Origin of the sequence: Microvirga pakistanensis (genome assembly GCF_004458765.1) — a bacterium.
Lineage (GTDB): Bacteria > Pseudomonadota > Alphaproteobacteria > Rhizobiales > Beijerinckiaceae > Microvirga > Microvirga pakistanensis.
The window spans coordinates 59,169-75,392 of record NZ_SPJX01000491.1 but is presented as its reverse complement, the minus strand read 5'-3'; the positions used below and the strand labels follow the sequence as shown (position 1 = coordinate 75,392).

The following is a 16,224-nucleotide window of genomic DNA, read 5'->3' as shown; positions in this document are numbered from 1 at the left end:
GCGCCAGCCGGACGGGAGCTGGAGCCTCAGCCCGTCCGACCTCGCACACCTGACCATCACACCTCCCCATGACTTCTCGGGGACCATCAATCTCACTCTTCGTGCGACGTCCCGGGAGCACAACGGTGATGCTGTCACACGCGAGCAAGCCTTCTCGGTAGCGGTCAATGCGGTGGCCGATGCCCCAAGCGTCACAGTGGCTGACGCTCACGGCCGGGAGGACACCCTCATCAGCCTCACTGGCCTGGGGGGAGCGCTCTCCGACACCGATGGTTCGGAACGCCTTTCATTCGTGCTGAGCGGAGTACCTGCAGGCGCCAATCTGAGTGCTGGCGTCAAACAGTCGGACGGCACCTGGCTGCTGACGCCGGCGCAGCTGACAGGCTTGAGCATGGCTCCTTCGGCCCAGTTTTCCGGCTCGTTCAAGCTCACGCTTACGGCAATCGCCACTGAGACCGCCGGTGGCTCTACGGCTCGGACCTCGGCCACCTTCACGGTCAGCCTCGATCCAGTGGTCGATCAGGGCTCGATCGACGGAAGGATTACCGGAGACGAGGATGCCGCGATTCGGGTGCAGCCTACCTTCTCCACACCCGACGGCGACGGCTCTGAAACCTGGTCGCCGGTCACGGAGGTGTCCGGCGTGCCGGCAGGTGCCCGCCTGAGCCACGGCACCGAGGTGAGTTCCGGTGTCTGGCAGGTTGCGACTGCGGATCTTAAGGCTGGTCGCGTGACGATCCAACCGCCGGCTGACAGCGACGCGGATTTCACCCTCACCTTCACGACGACCCTGACGGACAGCGGCAACGGCAAGACCGACAGCCGGGAGGTGACAGGCACCTATGCCGTGACCGTCACAGCGGTGGCGGATGCGCCACACGTGAGCGCTCACGACGTGACAGGCCGGGAGGATCAGTCGATTGCGCTGGATCTCTCCGCGGCACTGCGTGACACCGACGGGTCCGAGATGCTGACGGTCGGCATCCTGGGCGTCCCCGAAGGAGCGGTCCTTTCTCATGGCACGAAGCAACCGGATGGTAGCTGGAGCGTCGACCCGGCGGATCTCGCCCGTCTGACGATCACGCCGCCGCGCGACTTCTCCGGGGCCATCGACCTGACGGTTCGGGCAACCGCGCACGAGACCCCGAACACCTCGACGACGACGACGGAGGCAACCTTCCACGTCACCGTTGATGCCGTTGCCGACACACCGGGAATGCGCGTCAGCGTCGCGATGGGGGACGAGGACACGGCCATTCCGCTCAATGTGACGGCGTGGACCACCGACATCGACGGCTCGGAAAGTATCGTCCTCTTCCGCCTCACCGACGTGCCGGACGATGCCGTCGTTCGGGCCGGCGGCATGGTGCTCACACGAGAAGCGGACGGCAGTGTCCTGGTCCAGCCCAGCGCCGTCGGGAGCCTGACCATCACGCCACCGGCTCAATCGGATCGCGACTTCACCCTCCGGATTTCGGCTATATCGGCTGAACCGAACGGCAGCAGGGCCGAGAGCCCGCCTATGGATCTGCCGGTAATCGTCAGGGCGGTCGCCGATGCCCCAGTCATGAATGTGACGAGCGCCAGCGGTTCCGAGGACGCCGGCATTCCTCTCAACCTCGCCGCTACCTTGCCGGACCATGATGGCTCAGAGAAGCTCAGCTTCGTGATCACCGGCCTGCCTGAAGGCGCGTTTCTGTCCGTCGGCACGTATCGCGGTCCTGGCACCTGGTCGTTGACCTCCGAGGAGGCCAGGCAGGCAGTGCTGATTACGCCGGCCGACTTTGCCGGGCCGATCCCCCTCACCGTCACGGCCGTTTCACAGGAGCAGGACGGAGGTAATCAGGCATCGACTCGGGTGAACTTCACTGTGAATGTCGAAGCCGTCATCGATGCACCGGCGGTCGGCGGGCTCGACGGCACCTCAGGCAACTGGGGGACCATGAGCGGAACCGAGGACCAGCCAATCGCGCTTCGGTTCGATCCGGGTCTCCGCGACCGGGACGGATCGGAGCACATTGTCGGGGACATCCTCATCACGGGAGTCCCGGCAGGCGCGATTTTAAGGCTGTCCGACCACAGCGTCGTCAAGATGGATTCGGACGGATACTACCGGATCGGCGCGGGGAAAATGCATGGCGTGACATTGACCATGCCGCACGACAGCGATGTGGCCGCCACCCTGACGATTCGTATGACGGTGGAGGACACGGGAGGGGTGCGAAAGGAGATTGGCGGTCATATGGTTGTCGACCCGGTGGGCGACGCCGACACGCCCGCCCTATCGCTCAATCCATCCGACGGCACCGGCCACAACAGCACCAGTGCGGGTACCGGGTGGATCCCGCTGCATATCACGGCAGTTCCGTCCGACACAGACGGTTCGGAATCTCTGACCATGTGGGTCCGGGATGTGCCGCAAGGGGCCACACTTTCAGCCGGCATTCCCGCTGGCAACGGGCTGTGGCTGGTGCCGCGGGCGTCTCTGTCGAGCCTTTCCGTCCGCCCGCCGGCTGGCTTCAGCGGCAGCTTCACCTTGCGGGTCTCTGCTGTGGCCGACGAGCGTGAAGGCGACCAAGCCGTTCTTACGAATCCGGTTGCGATAACAGTGACCACGCCCCCGACGGGCGCAGATTCCAGCGGAGGCAGTCAGGGACAAGACATTGACTTCGGCAGCATCGATACCGCTCCAGTGCCGACGTCCGGGACGGCGGGCACCAGTCAGAGTACATCCGACTACATGCTGAAAGGAACAACCGGAAACGATACGTTGTCAGGCCATGACGGCGCAAACCAGCTCCTCGGGGATGACGGCGACGACGTCATCCGAGGATACGGCAGCAGCAACGAAGCGCAATCCGATCAGGTCGTTGGCGGAGCCGGTAACGACACATTCGAGTTTGGCAGTCAGCAGGAGCTGCGCACCACCATGACCAACGGTGCAGACGGTACTGACACTGTCCGTTTGTTGGAGGGGTTCAATACCCTGACGGATTCAGATCTCGTGAATACCACGAGCTTTTACGGACAAACCAATGTCACGAGTGCAGAGCGTCTCGAGCTGATGACAGCCGATGCGGCGACGGTCACGATCGGCAGCAACTTCGCGTTGGCATTCGGGAATTCCGCCATCGAGGCGGTCAGGAGCTCCGCCTTCACCCTGAATGCCGCCAACTATGGCAAAGACCTGACTGTTTTGTCGGGTGCAGGCAGCGATACGATCACCACCGGCAGCGGTAAGGACCTGATCGATGCAGGTGCCGGCAATGACATCATCAACGCCGGTAGCGACGATGACACTATTCGCGGCGGCGCGGGATCCGACAAGATCGATGGCGGCGCCGGCATGGATCACGTGGTTTATGCTGGCAATCGCTCGGACTATACCGTCGTGGCCCTCGCGAGCGATCCTGAGGGGTATCAGTTCAGTGTCACATCGAAGAGCGGCTCCATCGATAAGCTGAAGAACATCGAGTTCATCGACTTTGCCGACTCGACCGGATCCGCCCCCTCCTCCCTTGCCAGCACCGGCGCGCCTCGGGCTCAGGCACCCAAACTGACCGTATCGAACAGTACAGCGGCAGAAGACAATGTTGCCGCACTCTCGATCAGTGCCGCCAGCGCCGACACGGATCATGGCCAGGAGACACTTGGCATCCGCATCGAGGGCGTCCCGGCTGGCGCCTCCCTGTCGGCTGGTACGAGGGATCCGCTCACCGGCTACTGGGTGCTGCGGCCGGAGGAGCTCGCCGGGCTGAAACTGACTCCCCCGGCAGATTTCTCCGGCACGATCACCTTGAAGGTAACGGTCGTGGCTCAAGAAGCCACGGGCGATCAGGCATCCCGAACCTCCGACGTGAATGTGACCTTCACGGCGGTTGTGGACAATCCGATCATCGGCGCGGCACCGGCTCCAGGCGTGGAGGATACTGCAGTAGCGCTGAACCTCAACGTTAGGCCCGGTGACCGGGATGGCAGCGAGAGCATTGAGGAAGTGCGGATCTCCGGCCTTCCCGCCGGGGCCCGTCTCGTAGGCGCCGGCGTGACGGACAATGGAGACGGCACTTGGTCGGTCGATCCATTGCGCCTGACCGACGTTCGCGTGGTGCCGCCAGCCGACAAGTACGGGACATTCGAACTGATCGTGACCGCCACGTCAAAAGAGGCGATTGGCGCGAGCACCCGTACGGTAAGCCAAACCGTCTCCTTCACGGTTGCCGCAGGGGCCGACGCGCCCATCGTAACCGTACACGATACCTCCGGCTCCGAGGACAAGCCCATTGCGCTGGACCTCTCCGCGGCTTTGACCGACATCGACGGCTCGGAAGTGCTCTCGGTGGTGCTTCAGGGGTTGCCGGAGGGAACACGTCTGTCGGCGGGCATCAACAACGGCGATGGCAGCTGGACTCTCACGCCCGCGCAGCTGTCGGGCTTGACCCTCACCGCACCCGGCAACTGGAGCGGCGACATGACCGTTGTCATGCAGGCTCACGCCCGTGAGACGTCGAACGGTTCGGTCGCCACGGTCCAGAAGACGTTCAATGTGCACGTGGAAGCAGCACCCGACGCCCCACTTCTGGCTACGCATGATCTGACGGGCAGAGAGGACACGGCCATTCGGCTCAATCTCGCGGCTTCTCTCGCAGACAACGACGGCTCGGAGGCGCTCAGCGTGACCATCCTGGGTGTGCCGGCTGGGGCTGTGCTGTCTCACGGCACGCGCCAAGCGGACGGCAGCTGGAGCGTGAATCCGGCCGATCTGCGGGATTTGACGATCACTCCGCCGCGTGACTTCTCCGGAAATTTCGAACTGACCGTAAGGGCCACCTCGCTGGAGAGATCAAACAATACCAGCGCCGCCACGACCGCCACCTTCCACGTGCACGTGGAAGCGGATGCGGACTCACCGTTGATCACGGTCCGCGACGCCTCCGGCCGCGAAGACCAGATCATCGCGCTGGACCTCTCCGCCGTCCTGTCGGACACGGACGGTTCGGAAGTTCTGTCCGTGACCATCCTGGGAGTGCCTGCGGGGGCGAGCCTGTCGCACGGCGTTCGCCAGAGCGACGGCAGCTGGAGCGTGAAACCAGCTGATCTGGAACATCTCGCTCTGACACCCCCGCGAGACTTCTCCGGTACGCTGGACCTCGGTCTGAGGGCGATCTCCCAGGAGCGCGCCAACGGTTCGAAGGCCGTCACGAGCACAGAGTTCCGGATCAATGTGGCAGCCATTGCTGATGCGCCGCTTATCCGGGCGGCCAATGTGACGGGCAGAGAGGATCAGGCCATCACTTTGAATCTTTCCGCTGCCTTGTCGGACATGGACGGGTCGGAGTCCCTCTCGGTGACCATCCTGGGAGTTCCGGCAGGAGCATCCCTCTCCCATGGCACCCGGCAGGCAGATGGCAGCTGGAGCGTGGATGCCGCCGACCTGGGACGTCTTGTGCTCACACCACCGGAGAATTTTTCCGGACGTCTCAATCTTACGCTGCAGGCTGTTTCGCTGGAGAGCTCAAACGGTTCGTCTGCGGGAACGAGCACCGCATTCTTCGTGCAAGTGAATGCCGTCGCCGACGCGCCCAGGCTGCAGGCCGATGATGTCTCGGGCAGCGAGGACATGGCTATTGCTCTCGACCTCTCAGCGGCCCTGACAGACACGGATGGCTCTGAGACCCTCAGCGTGAGCATCTTGGGAGTGCCGGTAGGGGCAGCTCTCTCGCACGGCACGCGCTCCGCGGACGGCAGCTGGCGCATCAGCCCGGCGGACCTGGCGCACCTGACCCTGACACTTCCGCGTGACTTCTCCGGTGCACTCGATCTCACGGCTCGGGCGACCGCGCAGGAGGGAGCAAACGGACCGACTGCCACGACAAGCGTCACCTTCCATGTCCAGGTAGATGCGGTTGCCGATGTTCCGCTCGTATCGGTGCGCGATGCCACCGGTCTTGAGGATCAGGCCATTGCCTTGGATCTCTCGACGGCCCTGGCGGATACGGATGGCTCCGAGCTTCTGTCTGTCAGCATTATCGGCATTCCGGCAGGCGCCTCCCTGTCCCAGGGTACGAGACAGGAGGATGGCAGCTGGAGCGTGAGTCCGGCGGATCTGGCTCATCTCGCACTGACGGCGCCCCGCGACTTCGCGGGTACGCTTGATCTGACCCTGCGGGCGATCTCGCATGAACGTGCAAATGGATCTGCTGCGACGAAGGATGCGACTTTCCAGGTCACCGTGGCCGGTGTCGCGGATGCGCCGGTGCTGCATGCGATAGATGTGTCAGGAAACGAAGATCGGGCTATCGCGCTGAACCTTTCGGCCACCCTGTCCGACGCAGACGGATCCGAGACGTTGGCGGTCAGCATCCTGGGTGTACCGGAGGGTGCTTTGCTCTCCCACGGCAGCCGGCAATCCGACGGCAGTTGGAGTGTGACTCCGGCTGACTTGGAGCACCTCACATTGACACCCGCCCACAACTTCTCCGGCACGCTCGATCTGGCACTGCAGGCCACTGCCAGGGAGGGCGCGGGAGGGTCGACCTCCATGGCGACGGCTGCGTTCCATGTGCACGTCAACGGTATTGCGGATGCGCCTTTCGTGCGCGCAGCGGATGTCACGGGACAGGAGGACCACTCGATTACGCTGAACCTATCTGCTGCGCTCTCCGACATGGATGGGTCGGAGGCGATCACGTCCGTAAAACTGTCTGGACTTCCCGATGGCTTCAGGCTCTCGAGCGGGACCGACATGGGGGGCGGAATCTGGCAGGTGGCCGCGGATAGCCTGCACGACCTGAGGCTCACGCCGACCAAGGATTGGAATGGTGCTTTGCATCTTTCCATTGAGGCCACCAGCACCGAGGGGGCAGTGGTTAGCGCAGCCAGCACCACCTCCTCGTTTACGGTCACCATCAGCTCTGTAAACGACGCGCCCCATCTGACACTGACAGCACCGGATCACGCCGACGCCCACGAGCATCAGGCAAGCGCTATTGGTTCGGCTCGGGCTGGTGACATCGATAGTGCTCAGCTGGGCGGAGCGACCATTACGCTTCACGGGGCACAGTCAGGAGACAGGCTCGATTTCGAGGGCTTTGAGCTGCGCGACGAGAACGGACATGTGATGATCGGCGATACCGGCATCGAAGTGGTGGGCGGAGGTTTCGACCCCGCCTCTGACAGCCTGATCCTGAGCGGTAATGCATCACCGGATACCTACGCGGCTGTGCTGGAGGCCCTCGTGCTGGAGAGCGGCAATACGTCCGGTTTTACTGCAGGTACTCGCAGTATCGGAGTGACCCTTGTCGACAGTGACGGAGCAGTCTCACCGCAGCAGTTCGTCGAGATAGTCGTAGACGATGTCACCTTGCTGCCCGAACCACAGGGGGCTGGGACATCCTCCGATGAGGCCTTTCTTCTGATGCCGGACCCCGGAGGAGACCCGATCAGGGGAGATGACGGGAGCTGGATCGAGCAGACATCTTTCCATGCTGTCTCAGATGCGGCAGCTCCGGCAACACAGGACGTAGATCAAATCGATGTCGATCATAGCGCCCAATGGAATGAACTCCACATGGAGTTAGGCCGGGTGCACTGGTCCTGAGCGTTTCAGCGACCCGCTCACCGGAACCCGGCGCAAGCTCGGTCAGGGGTTACTGTCAGATTAGCGGCGGTTCAGGTTCTGTCGCAATTTCTATTCCCGGCGTTCTGGATCCCTCGATCCTCGTCGTGCCGGTAAAGGTTCGATGCCGAAAAATGCGGCACACCAATGAAGAGATGATTCCTCGCGGGCTGAAGCGTCTCTCGAATCTGCGACCTTAGATCAGTCGACAGCAGCCGTCGAAAGACCCTTCCGCCCGCGCTGTCCTTCCCGGGAAGCCTCGACCGATCAGTGAGACCGTTGATCGGTTTGAATGGCCTCAACGAACGGAAACTCCAGGAGGATCTCGCCAAGACCATCCCGGACTTCGATGTGAGCCGCGGTCCAATTGATCTGCGTCTCGAACTGGGTCTGCATCAGGTTCACCGCCATCGCCCTGGCCACTTCCCAGGCCTGGTCGGGATCCCTGAGGTTTTGCCCCTCAGGATCGCTGATGACATCCGGACCGATGTGAACATTGAAATGATAGCGCGGCATGGTTCCACCCGATTGGCATTCCAAGGCCAAGCATTCCATCGCCCCTTGGTTCCTCGGCATTGGGGAGACCGGGGCCGGCGATTCGGGGCGAGCGGAATGATCGCTGCACAAAACAGGTGTTGATCGGACGAGTGGCCTGCGCTTGTCGGCCCCAGAACTAGCCGTTCAGTTCCGAGACATCGAGATAGATCTGGACGAGCCGCTCGCATCCCTCGCGATCCTCGTCGTCGAACCGGTTCGGATGGGGGCTGTCGAGGTCGAGAACGCCCAGCACCCACCCGTCCTTCATGAGCGGCACCACCAGTTCGGAGCGGGACGCGCTGTCGCAGGCGATGTGGCCCGGGAAGGCATGGACATCCTGCACGACGAGGGACGCCTTGCGCGCGACGGCTGTGCCGCACACGCCGCGGCCGACGGCGATCCGCACGCAGGCGGTCTTGCCCTGGAACGGGCCGAGCACGAGCTCCGGGCCGCGCATGAAGTAGAATCCGGCCCAGTTCAGCTCGGGAACGAGCTGATAGATCAGGGCGGACATGTTGGCCGCATTGGCGATGGCGTCGGGTTCGCCCTCCAGCAGGGCGGCGAGCTGCTGGGCAAGCGAGGCATAAAGGTCGCGCTTGCTGACGGAAGACGGGAGGGATTGCGCTTCGAACATGGGCATCACTTATGGACCCGATCCCCGCTTGTCCAGCCCGGCGCTAGAGCTGTTTCCACTTGCGTGGGATCATCTCTGTTCTTGAGTGTGCCGCATTTTTGCCGGCGAACCGGATCCGCTTTCGCGTGAAAAGATGCTCAACGATCAAGAGCTTGAAGCCTCGGACGTGAGTTCGAATGCCCGTCCGAGGCTCTAGAGAACCGTCAGATCGACCGTCTCGAAGCCTCGGCTCGCCAGGTGCTGCGCCAGGACCCGCCGATGGCAATGGGCCGGGTCGCGCTCGAAGCAGAGAAGGCAGATCGGCCGCGATGCGGCGAGCGCCTCCAAATCGCGCAACCCCTCCTGGGCCTCTGGCGTCGCGAGAACCTCGTCGCAATAGATCCGGCGCATCAGGTCGCCGTCCCCCGCCCGTGCCGCCTGGCGGCCCTCCTTGGGCGTTCCGAGCGTGATGAAATGCTCGTAGCCGATGCCTCGCCCGGACAGCGCCTCGCGCAGCGCGGATTTCGAGAAGCCGCGCTTGCGCGAAAGCGCGACGGCGCGCACGTCCGCGAGCACTTCCACGCCCGCATCGGCGAGAGTGGTGAGGAAGCGGTCCACATCCGCTCCCTCGTAGCCGATCGTAAAAACCTGCAGCCTTGCCATGCCTTCCTACATGGACGGCATCGGGTTCTGCGGCAAGTCGGGCTGCGTGTAGGGCCGCAGGGCCTCCGGCGTGCGGAAGTCGCGCGGAACCTCGAAATCGCGGGCGGCGCCGCGCGATTGCTCGATGCCGCGCGGATAGCCGGTGCGGTCCGAGTAATCCTGCAATGGCGGCAGAGGATGCGGGCTCTCGCGGCTCAGCGTCTGGGCGCAATAGACATCGAGCGCCGTCACGCCAGCAACGGCCGCCATGGCGATGCCGACATTGTGCTTGTTGGGATTGTCGCCCTCCAGCGCGGTGGCGAGGGTCGCGAGGTCGAGGCCGTCGCCGGCGACACGGCCCCAGATCCACGGCGTCGGATCCTTCGACGCGAGAATGCCCACGCCCGTTGCGATCTCGCGCAGGCCATAGCCGGCGATCAGGCCCTCCTGCCCTTTCATGCCGAGCGCCCGGGCCAGGGCGCGGGGCGCGGCGATCTCGGCGATGCCGAGAGCGATCGAGAAGAGGCCCAGCCCGCGCGCGAGCGTATCGGTTGCCGTGTCGGCATGACCGCGCCGACGGGTTCTTTCGGTTTCGTAGCGCATGCGTCCACCTCTTTAAGGCTTGAGAACGACCTTGATGCAGCCGTCCTGCTTGTCGCGGAAAATCTTGTACATTTCAGGCCCTTCCTCGAGCCCGACCGTGTGGGTGATCACGAAGGACGGATCGATCTGCCCTTCCTCGATGCGCCGCAGGAGATCGTCGGTCCAGCGGTTCACATGGGTCTGACCAGTGCGGATCGTGAGCCCCTTGTTCATGATCGCCCCGAAGGGGATCTTGTCGAGAAGCCCGCCATAGACGCCGGGAATGGAGAGCGTCCCCGCCGGACGGCACACATAGGCCATCTCGCGCAGCACGTGCGGACGGTCCGTTTCCATCATAGTCGCCTGCTTGACCCGGTCGTACATGGCGTCGATGGTGCCGGCCGCATGCGCCTCCATGCCGACGGAGTCGATGCACTTCTCCGGCCCCTTGCCGTTCGTGAGCTCGTTCAGGCGCTCGATCACGCTCTCCTCGTCGAAGTTGATCGTGATCGCGCCGCCCGCCGCAGCCATCGCAAGGCGCTCCGGAATGCGGTCAATGGCGATCACCTGCCTGGCGCCGAGCAGGACGGCGCTGCGGATTGCCATCTGCCCGACCGGGCCCGCGCCCCAGATCGCCACCGTGTCGGTGGGCTGGATGTCGCATTGCACGGCGGCCTGCCAGCCGGTGGGGAAGATATCACTCAGGAAGAGCAGCTTCTCGTCCGAGATCCCATCCGGCACCTTGATGTGCGTCGCATCCGCGAAGGGCACGCGCAGGTACTCTGCCTGCCCGCCGGGATAGCCGCCGGTCAGGTGCGTGTAGCCGAACAGGCCCGCGGTGGAATGGCCGAAGGCCTTTGCCGCGATGTGGCCGTTGCGGTTGGTGCGCTCGCAGACGGAGAAGTTACCGCGTTTGCACTGGTCGCATTCGCCGCAGATGATGGTGAAGGGGATCACGACGCGGTCGCCGACCTTCAGCTTGCCCTTTGCTTCCGAGCCTACTTCGACCACCTCGCCCATGGATTCGTGGCCCATGATGTCGCCGCTCTTCATGCCGGGCATAAAGTGATCGTACAGGTGGAGATCGGAGCCGCAGATGGCACAGCTCGTGACCTTGATGATCGCGTCGCGCGGATGCTCGATTTCTGGATCGGGGACGGAGTCGCAGCGAATATCCGTGGTGCCGTGCCAAACGAGGGCCTTCATCGAAATCTCCTTCCAGCATGCGTGCGAACGGCCAAGCCGGGCTGTCCGGCCGCCTCGATATGGGAAAAGACTTCTTGGCGAGCGTTGCGTTCCCTGAAGCCCCCAATTTTCCGGGTGCTAGCTCGGAAGGACTGGCGCGTCAGACATGCTGCGGAAGGCTGCGGATGAGATCCGCAAGCGCCGGTTCCAGCACCTGGAGCGCTGCTTCCTCGACCGCGAACCACTGCGCCTCCCGCTGCCCCTTTTCCCGCCAGGATTTGAGCTGCTTTGAGACTTCGAGCGGGTACACGTTCACCCGGCAGAGGTCGAAATGCGCGGCGCGGCGCTTCCAGTAGTTGTAGTGGCCCAGGGGCTCCGCCTTGATGGCGCCCTTCACGCCTGCTTCCTCCTCCGCCTCCCGGGCGGCGGCCTTGTGCGGCTTCTTGCCCTTCATGGGCCAGCCCTTCGGGATCAGCCAGCGCTTGGTTTCGCGGGATGTGACAAGGAGCACCTCGATCTGTCCGTCCTTGATGCGGAAAGGGAGCGCTGCGACCTGGCTGAGTTCTTCTTTTGGCGTCCGGGACATTCGACGAGAGTATGATTTTAAGCGGTTAACATGTAACGTAGTTGATCTGAGCCGGCTAATAAAGGATCGATTTTCACAGGCCTCAGCAACATCTCCTTCCGTCGGGAGCTTCGTGCTCTCCTGTATTTTCATGATCCCTTATGAATGTCTGACAACAAACCGGCCGCCGATTGGATCCTGAGGAACGCCCGAACGCCATGACGACCTACAGCCTGGACATGAGATTTGCAGCCGCCTGCGCCATCGCGCGCGAGGCAGGCGTGCTGGCGCGCAAGCGCTTCCTGGAGCGCCCGCGCTCCCAGCGCCCGGACTTCAAGGGTCCCCAGGATTTCCTGACCGCGACCGACGCGGAGGTCGAAGAATTGATCCGCCGGCGCCTGGGCGAGCTGTTCCCGGGCGACTCGTTCTTCGGGGAGGAAGGCGGCGGCTCCTTCGAGCGCGATGTCTGGGTAGTGGACCCGATCGACGGCACCGCGAATTTCGCCCGCGGCATCCCGCATTTCGCCATCTCGATCGCCTTCGTTCGCGACCGCCAGGTCGAAATCGGCGTGATCTACGACGTGATGCACGCGGATCTCTACACAGCCCAGCGCGGACGGGGCGCCATCCTCAACGGCGAGCCCATAAAGGTGAGCGGCCTGTCGGACATCCGCCAGGCGACGGTGGAAGCCGGCTGGTCCTCCCGGCTGCCGCCCGAGCCCTATATCAGTGTCGTCGAGCGGCTGAAGACGAGCGGCGCGAATGTGCGCCGCGCGGGATCCGGCACGCTGGGCCTCGCCTATGTGGCCGACGGGCGGATAGACGCCTATTGCGAGCTCCACATCAACTCCTGGGATGCCCTGGCGGGACTGCTCATCATCGAAGAGGCCGGCGGCTGGACCAACAACTTCCTGGCCAAGGAAGGTTTGCGCAACGGCAACCCCGTCCTGGCCTGCACGCCGGATCTGGCGGAGGCCCTCATGGCGGCCACCGGCATCGCCAAGGAGCCCTGACGGCGCACTTATTCCAAAGTTTCATTTTGGCATCGCCGGCTGGGCACTTGACCGCGCGTCCCAATGGGGGGAGCTTAGCCGACCAACAAAAACACAAGACAACAACCCTAAGGGAGGAAACCGTGAAGCTTAAGAAGAACCTCGTTGCCGCCACGATGCTGGCGGGTTCCATGACCGCCCTCGCCTTCCTGTCCGCCGGCGCGGCCCAGGCGCAAGGAGCCCTCGTGATGTATTGCGGCGTCCAGGAGGAATGGTGCCGCGCCATGGTCGGCGCCTTCGAGCGGGACACCGGCATCAAGGTCTCCATGACCCGCAAGAGCTCGGGCGAGATCTTCGCACAGGTCAAGGCGGAAGCGGCCAATCCGCGGGCCGACATCTGGTGGGGCGGCACGGGCGATCCCCACATGCAGGCCGCGGAGGAAGGCCTGACCGAGGAATACACCTCGCCGAAGATGAACGAGCTTCAGGACTGGGCCATGCGCCAGTGGGAGCAGTCCAAGAAGCGCACCGTCGGCATCTATTCGGGCGCTCTGGGCTTCGGCTACAACACCGAGCTGGCCAAGGCCAACAACGTGCCGGAGCCGAAGTGCTGGGCCGACCTGCTCAAGCCCGGACTGAAGGACGAGGTGCAGGTCGCCGATCCGAACTCGTCCGGCACGGCCTACACGCTGCTCGCCACGATCGTCCAGATCATGGGCGAGGAGAAGGGCTTCGAGTACTTGAAAGCCCTGCACAAGAACGTCAACCAGTACACCAAGTCGGGGGCGGCTCCCGCCAAGGCCATGGCGCAGGGCGAAACCACCGCCGGCATCGCCTTCATGCACGACATCGTGACGATGGTCGTGGACAAGGCGCCGGTCAAGGTCGTGGCTCCCTGCGAAGGCACCGGCTACGAGATCGGCTCCATGTCGATCATCAAGGGCGCCAAGAACCTGGACAGCGCCAAGAAATTCTACGATTGGGCGCTGACGGCGGATGCGCAGAAGCTCGGCGCCGAGGCGAAGTCCTATCAGGTGCCCTCCAACAAGAGCACGCCAATCCCGCCGCAGGCTCCGAAGCTCACCGACATCAAGCTGATCAACTTCAATTTCGCGAAGTACGGCTCGTCGGAGGAGCGCAAGCGCCTCCTGTCCAAGTGGGACAGCGAGGTCAAGAACCTGCCGAAATAGGCCGTTTGATCCGGATCGGCGAAGCCCGCGGCGCTTCGCCGATCCGCCATTCATCGAGAGAATTTCAGAAGCGGGGTTTCGCGCGAAGCCCGCATGATCGTTACGCGAGAACCGATATGTCACGGGCAACCCTTGGCTGGATCGTTCTGGGCTGGGTCGGCTATGCCCTCCTGCCCTGGTACGGCTTCGACCGCTCGGCCGCTCCGAATTTTGCCAGCTACATCGGCGGATCGGGACTGGCTCACGGCCTGAAGGGAGCGTGGTGGCTTCTGCCCGTTCTCTCACCGCTCCTGATGAGCCTGCGCCCTGCGCTTCTTCCCCCGCGTAACGGCAACAGCACCTGGCTGATCGCCTCCGGCATCCTGGGCCTCGGGCTGATCGTCCTCCAGGGCTTCAGCATCGGCCTGAACGGATGGACCCTCGACGCCCTCAGGAGCCTGACCGGCGGCACCGGGCCGAGCCAGGGCGGCATGGGCTACGGCGCCGCGCTCACCTCCATCGCGTTCCTCATCATCCTGTGCCACGGCCTTGCCGCACGCGGCTGGTGCCGGGGCGATGCTTTCGTCACCTCCTCCATCGGCACCGTCGTCGCCCTCATCACGGTCTTCGTCTTCTTTCCCGTCACGACGATCCTGGCGAGCGCGTTCGCGGACAACGCGGGCAACTTCGCACCCCTCGAGTTCGTGACCAAGTTCATGGACCGATCGATCTGGGGACTGGATTGCCTCTCCAGTGACCTGCGCTGCGGCGTGGCCTGGAACACCCTGTTCCTCGGCCTCCTCGTGGGTGTCGGCACCACGGCCCTTGGACTGGCCTTCGCGCTGATCGCGACGCGCACCGCCTTCCGTTACAAGAAGCTCCTGCGCGTGATGAGCGTCCTGCCCATCATCACGCCTCCCTTCGTGATCGGTCTCGCGCTGATCCTGATCTTCGGCCGCTCCGGCGCGCTCTCGTCGGTCCTGTGGGAGTGGTTCGGCATTCCACGCTCCCGGTGGATCTACGGCCTTCCCGGGATCTTCATCGCGCAGCTCCTCGCCTTCACGCCCATCGCATTCCTGGTCCTCATCGGCGTGGTGCAGGGCATCAGCCCGACCCTCGAGGAGGCCTCCCAAACCCTTCGCGCGAAGAGCTGGACGACCTTCGTGACCGTGACGCTGCCGCTCATGCGGCCCGGTCTCGCCAATGCCTTCCTCCTCGGCTTCGTGGAAAGCCTGGCCGATTTCGGCAACCCCCTCGTTCTCGGCGGCAACTTCGAGGTGCTCTCGACCAAGATCTTCTTCGCCGTCGTCGGCGCACAGCAGGATCAGGGACGAGCCGCCGTGCTCTCGATCATCCTGCTCGCCTTCACCCTCGGCGCCTTCTGGCTGCAGCATGCGTGGCTCGGCAAGAAGGTCTACACCACGGTGACCGGCAAGGGCGATGCCGGCATTCCGCTGCCCCTGCCCCGCCGCGTGGCGCTGGCGTCCTACTTCACGGCCATTCCCTGGGCCCTGTTCACGGTGGCCGTCTACGTGATCATCCTGATCGGCGCCTTCGTGCGCTCCATGGGCCGCGACTACACGCCGACCCTCGAACATTTCCTCACCGCCTTCCGGGTCGAGCGCGCGGAACGGGGGCTCTTCTTCTCCGGTTCGGCCTGGGATTCGTTCTTCGCCACGGTCAAGGTCGCGGCCCTCGCGGCGCCGCTCACCGCCGCCATCGGCCTGCTGACGGCCTATCTCCTCACCCGGCAGCGCTTCTCCGGCCAGCGCGCCTTCGAGTTCGGCACCCTGCTCAGCTTCGCGATCCCCGGCACAGTGGTGGGCGTGTCCTACATCCTCGCCTTCAACGTGCCGCCCATCGAGATCACCGGCACCGGTTTCGTGCTCGTGATGTGCTTCGTGTTCCGCAACATGCCCGTGGGCGTGCGCTCCGGGATCGCCACGCTCAGCCAGATCGACAAGAGCCTGGACGAGGCCTCGCTGACGCTCGGCGCCCGCTCGGCCACCACCATGCGCCGCGTGGTGCTGCCGCTGCTGCGTCCCGCCATCGTGGCCGCCCTGGTCTATTCCTTCGTTCGCGCGATGACGGCCGTGAGCGCCGTGATCTTCCTTGTGACCGCCGAGTACAACATGGCAACGACCTACATCGTCGGCCGCGTCGAAGCGGGCGAGTTCGGCCTCGCCATCGCTTATTCCACCGTGCTCATCGTCGTCATGCTGTTCGCGATCCTCGCGATCCAGGTCGTCGTGGGCGAACGGCGTCTCGGACGCCGTGCCGCCAGCCCCTCACCCAGTCCCGTTGCCGTCCAAGCCATTCCATGA

At 64.0% G+C, this 16,224-nt stretch carries 10 protein-coding genes; 4 read left to right on the top strand and 6 right to left on the bottom strand.

Annotated features, from left to right (window positions below; all coding sequences use genetic code 11):
* Window positions 1-196 precede the first annotated feature (196 nt).
* Window positions 197-7,597 (top strand): Ig-like domain-containing protein, encoded by a 7,401-nt coding sequence (locus tag E4K09_RS22335; protein WP_204985769.1) that lies wholly within the window; start codon window positions 197-199, stop codon window positions 7,595-7,597.
* Between the two features lie 285 nt (window positions 7,598-7,882).
* On the opposite strand, the gene E4K09_RS22330 is transcribed toward E4K09_RS22335, so the two are convergent.
* The 6 genes from E4K09_RS22330 to E4K09_RS22305 all read right to left on the bottom strand — a co-directional run bounded on the left by E4K09_RS22330 (window position 7,883) and on the right by E4K09_RS22305 (window position 11,760).
* Window positions 7,883-8,131: a DUF6894 family protein gene (locus E4K09_RS22330; RefSeq protein WP_134499902.1), complete on the bottom strand. Its 249-nt coding sequence runs from the start codon at window positions 8,129-8,131 to the stop codon at window positions 7,883-7,885.
* A gap of 157 nt (window positions 8,132-8,288) precedes the next feature.
* Complete coding sequence (locus E4K09_RS22325; RefSeq protein WP_134499901.1) at window positions 8,289-8,786, bottom strand: GAF domain-containing protein; 498 nt, start codon at window positions 8,784-8,786, stop codon at window positions 8,289-8,291.
* 192 nt (window positions 8,787-8,978) lie between these two features.
* Window positions 8,979-9,428: a DUF488 domain-containing protein gene (locus E4K09_RS22320; RefSeq protein WP_134499900.1), complete on the bottom strand. Its 450-nt coding sequence runs from the start codon at window positions 9,426-9,428 to the stop codon at window positions 8,979-8,981.
* A gap of 6 nt (window positions 9,429-9,434) precedes the next feature.
* Entirely contained in the window at window positions 9,435-10,010 is a 576-nt protein-coding gene (locus E4K09_RS22315; RefSeq protein WP_134499899.1) for a cyclase dehydrase, read from the bottom strand.
* A 12-nt stretch (window positions 10,011-10,022) separates the two neighbouring features.
* Window positions 10,023-11,195, bottom strand: a complete 1,173-nt coding sequence (locus E4K09_RS22310; RefSeq protein WP_134499898.1) for a zinc-dependent alcohol dehydrogenase — start codon at window positions 11,193-11,195, stop codon at window positions 10,023-10,025.
* Window positions 11,196-11,334: 139 nt separating this feature from the next.
* The gene (locus tag E4K09_RS22305) at window positions 11,335-11,760 is read right to left on the bottom strand and encodes an NUDIX hydrolase (RefSeq protein WP_134499897.1); all 426 of its coding nucleotides are present in this window, start codon (window positions 11,758-11,760) and stop codon (window positions 11,335-11,337) included.
* A 197-nt stretch (window positions 11,761-11,957) separates the two neighbouring features.
* Between E4K09_RS22305 and E4K09_RS22300 the strand changes: the two genes are divergently transcribed.
* From E4K09_RS22300 to E4K09_RS22290, 3 genes are all read left to right on the top strand, one after another.
* Window positions 11,958-12,752, top strand: a complete 795-nt coding sequence (locus E4K09_RS22300) for an inositol monophosphatase family protein (RefSeq protein ID WP_134499896.1) — start codon at window positions 11,958-11,960, stop codon at window positions 12,750-12,752.
* A 155-nt stretch (window positions 12,753-12,907) separates the two neighbouring features.
* Window positions 12,908-13,921: an ABC transporter substrate-binding protein gene (locus E4K09_RS22295; RefSeq protein ID WP_134499909.1), complete on the top strand. Its 1,014-nt coding sequence runs from the start codon at window positions 12,908-12,910 to the stop codon at window positions 13,919-13,921.
* Window positions 13,922-14,037: 116 nt separating this feature from the next.
* Window positions 14,038-16,224: an ABC transporter permease gene (locus tag E4K09_RS22290; protein WP_134499895.1), complete on the top strand. Its 2,187-nt coding sequence runs from the start codon at window positions 14,038-14,040 to the stop codon at window positions 16,222-16,224.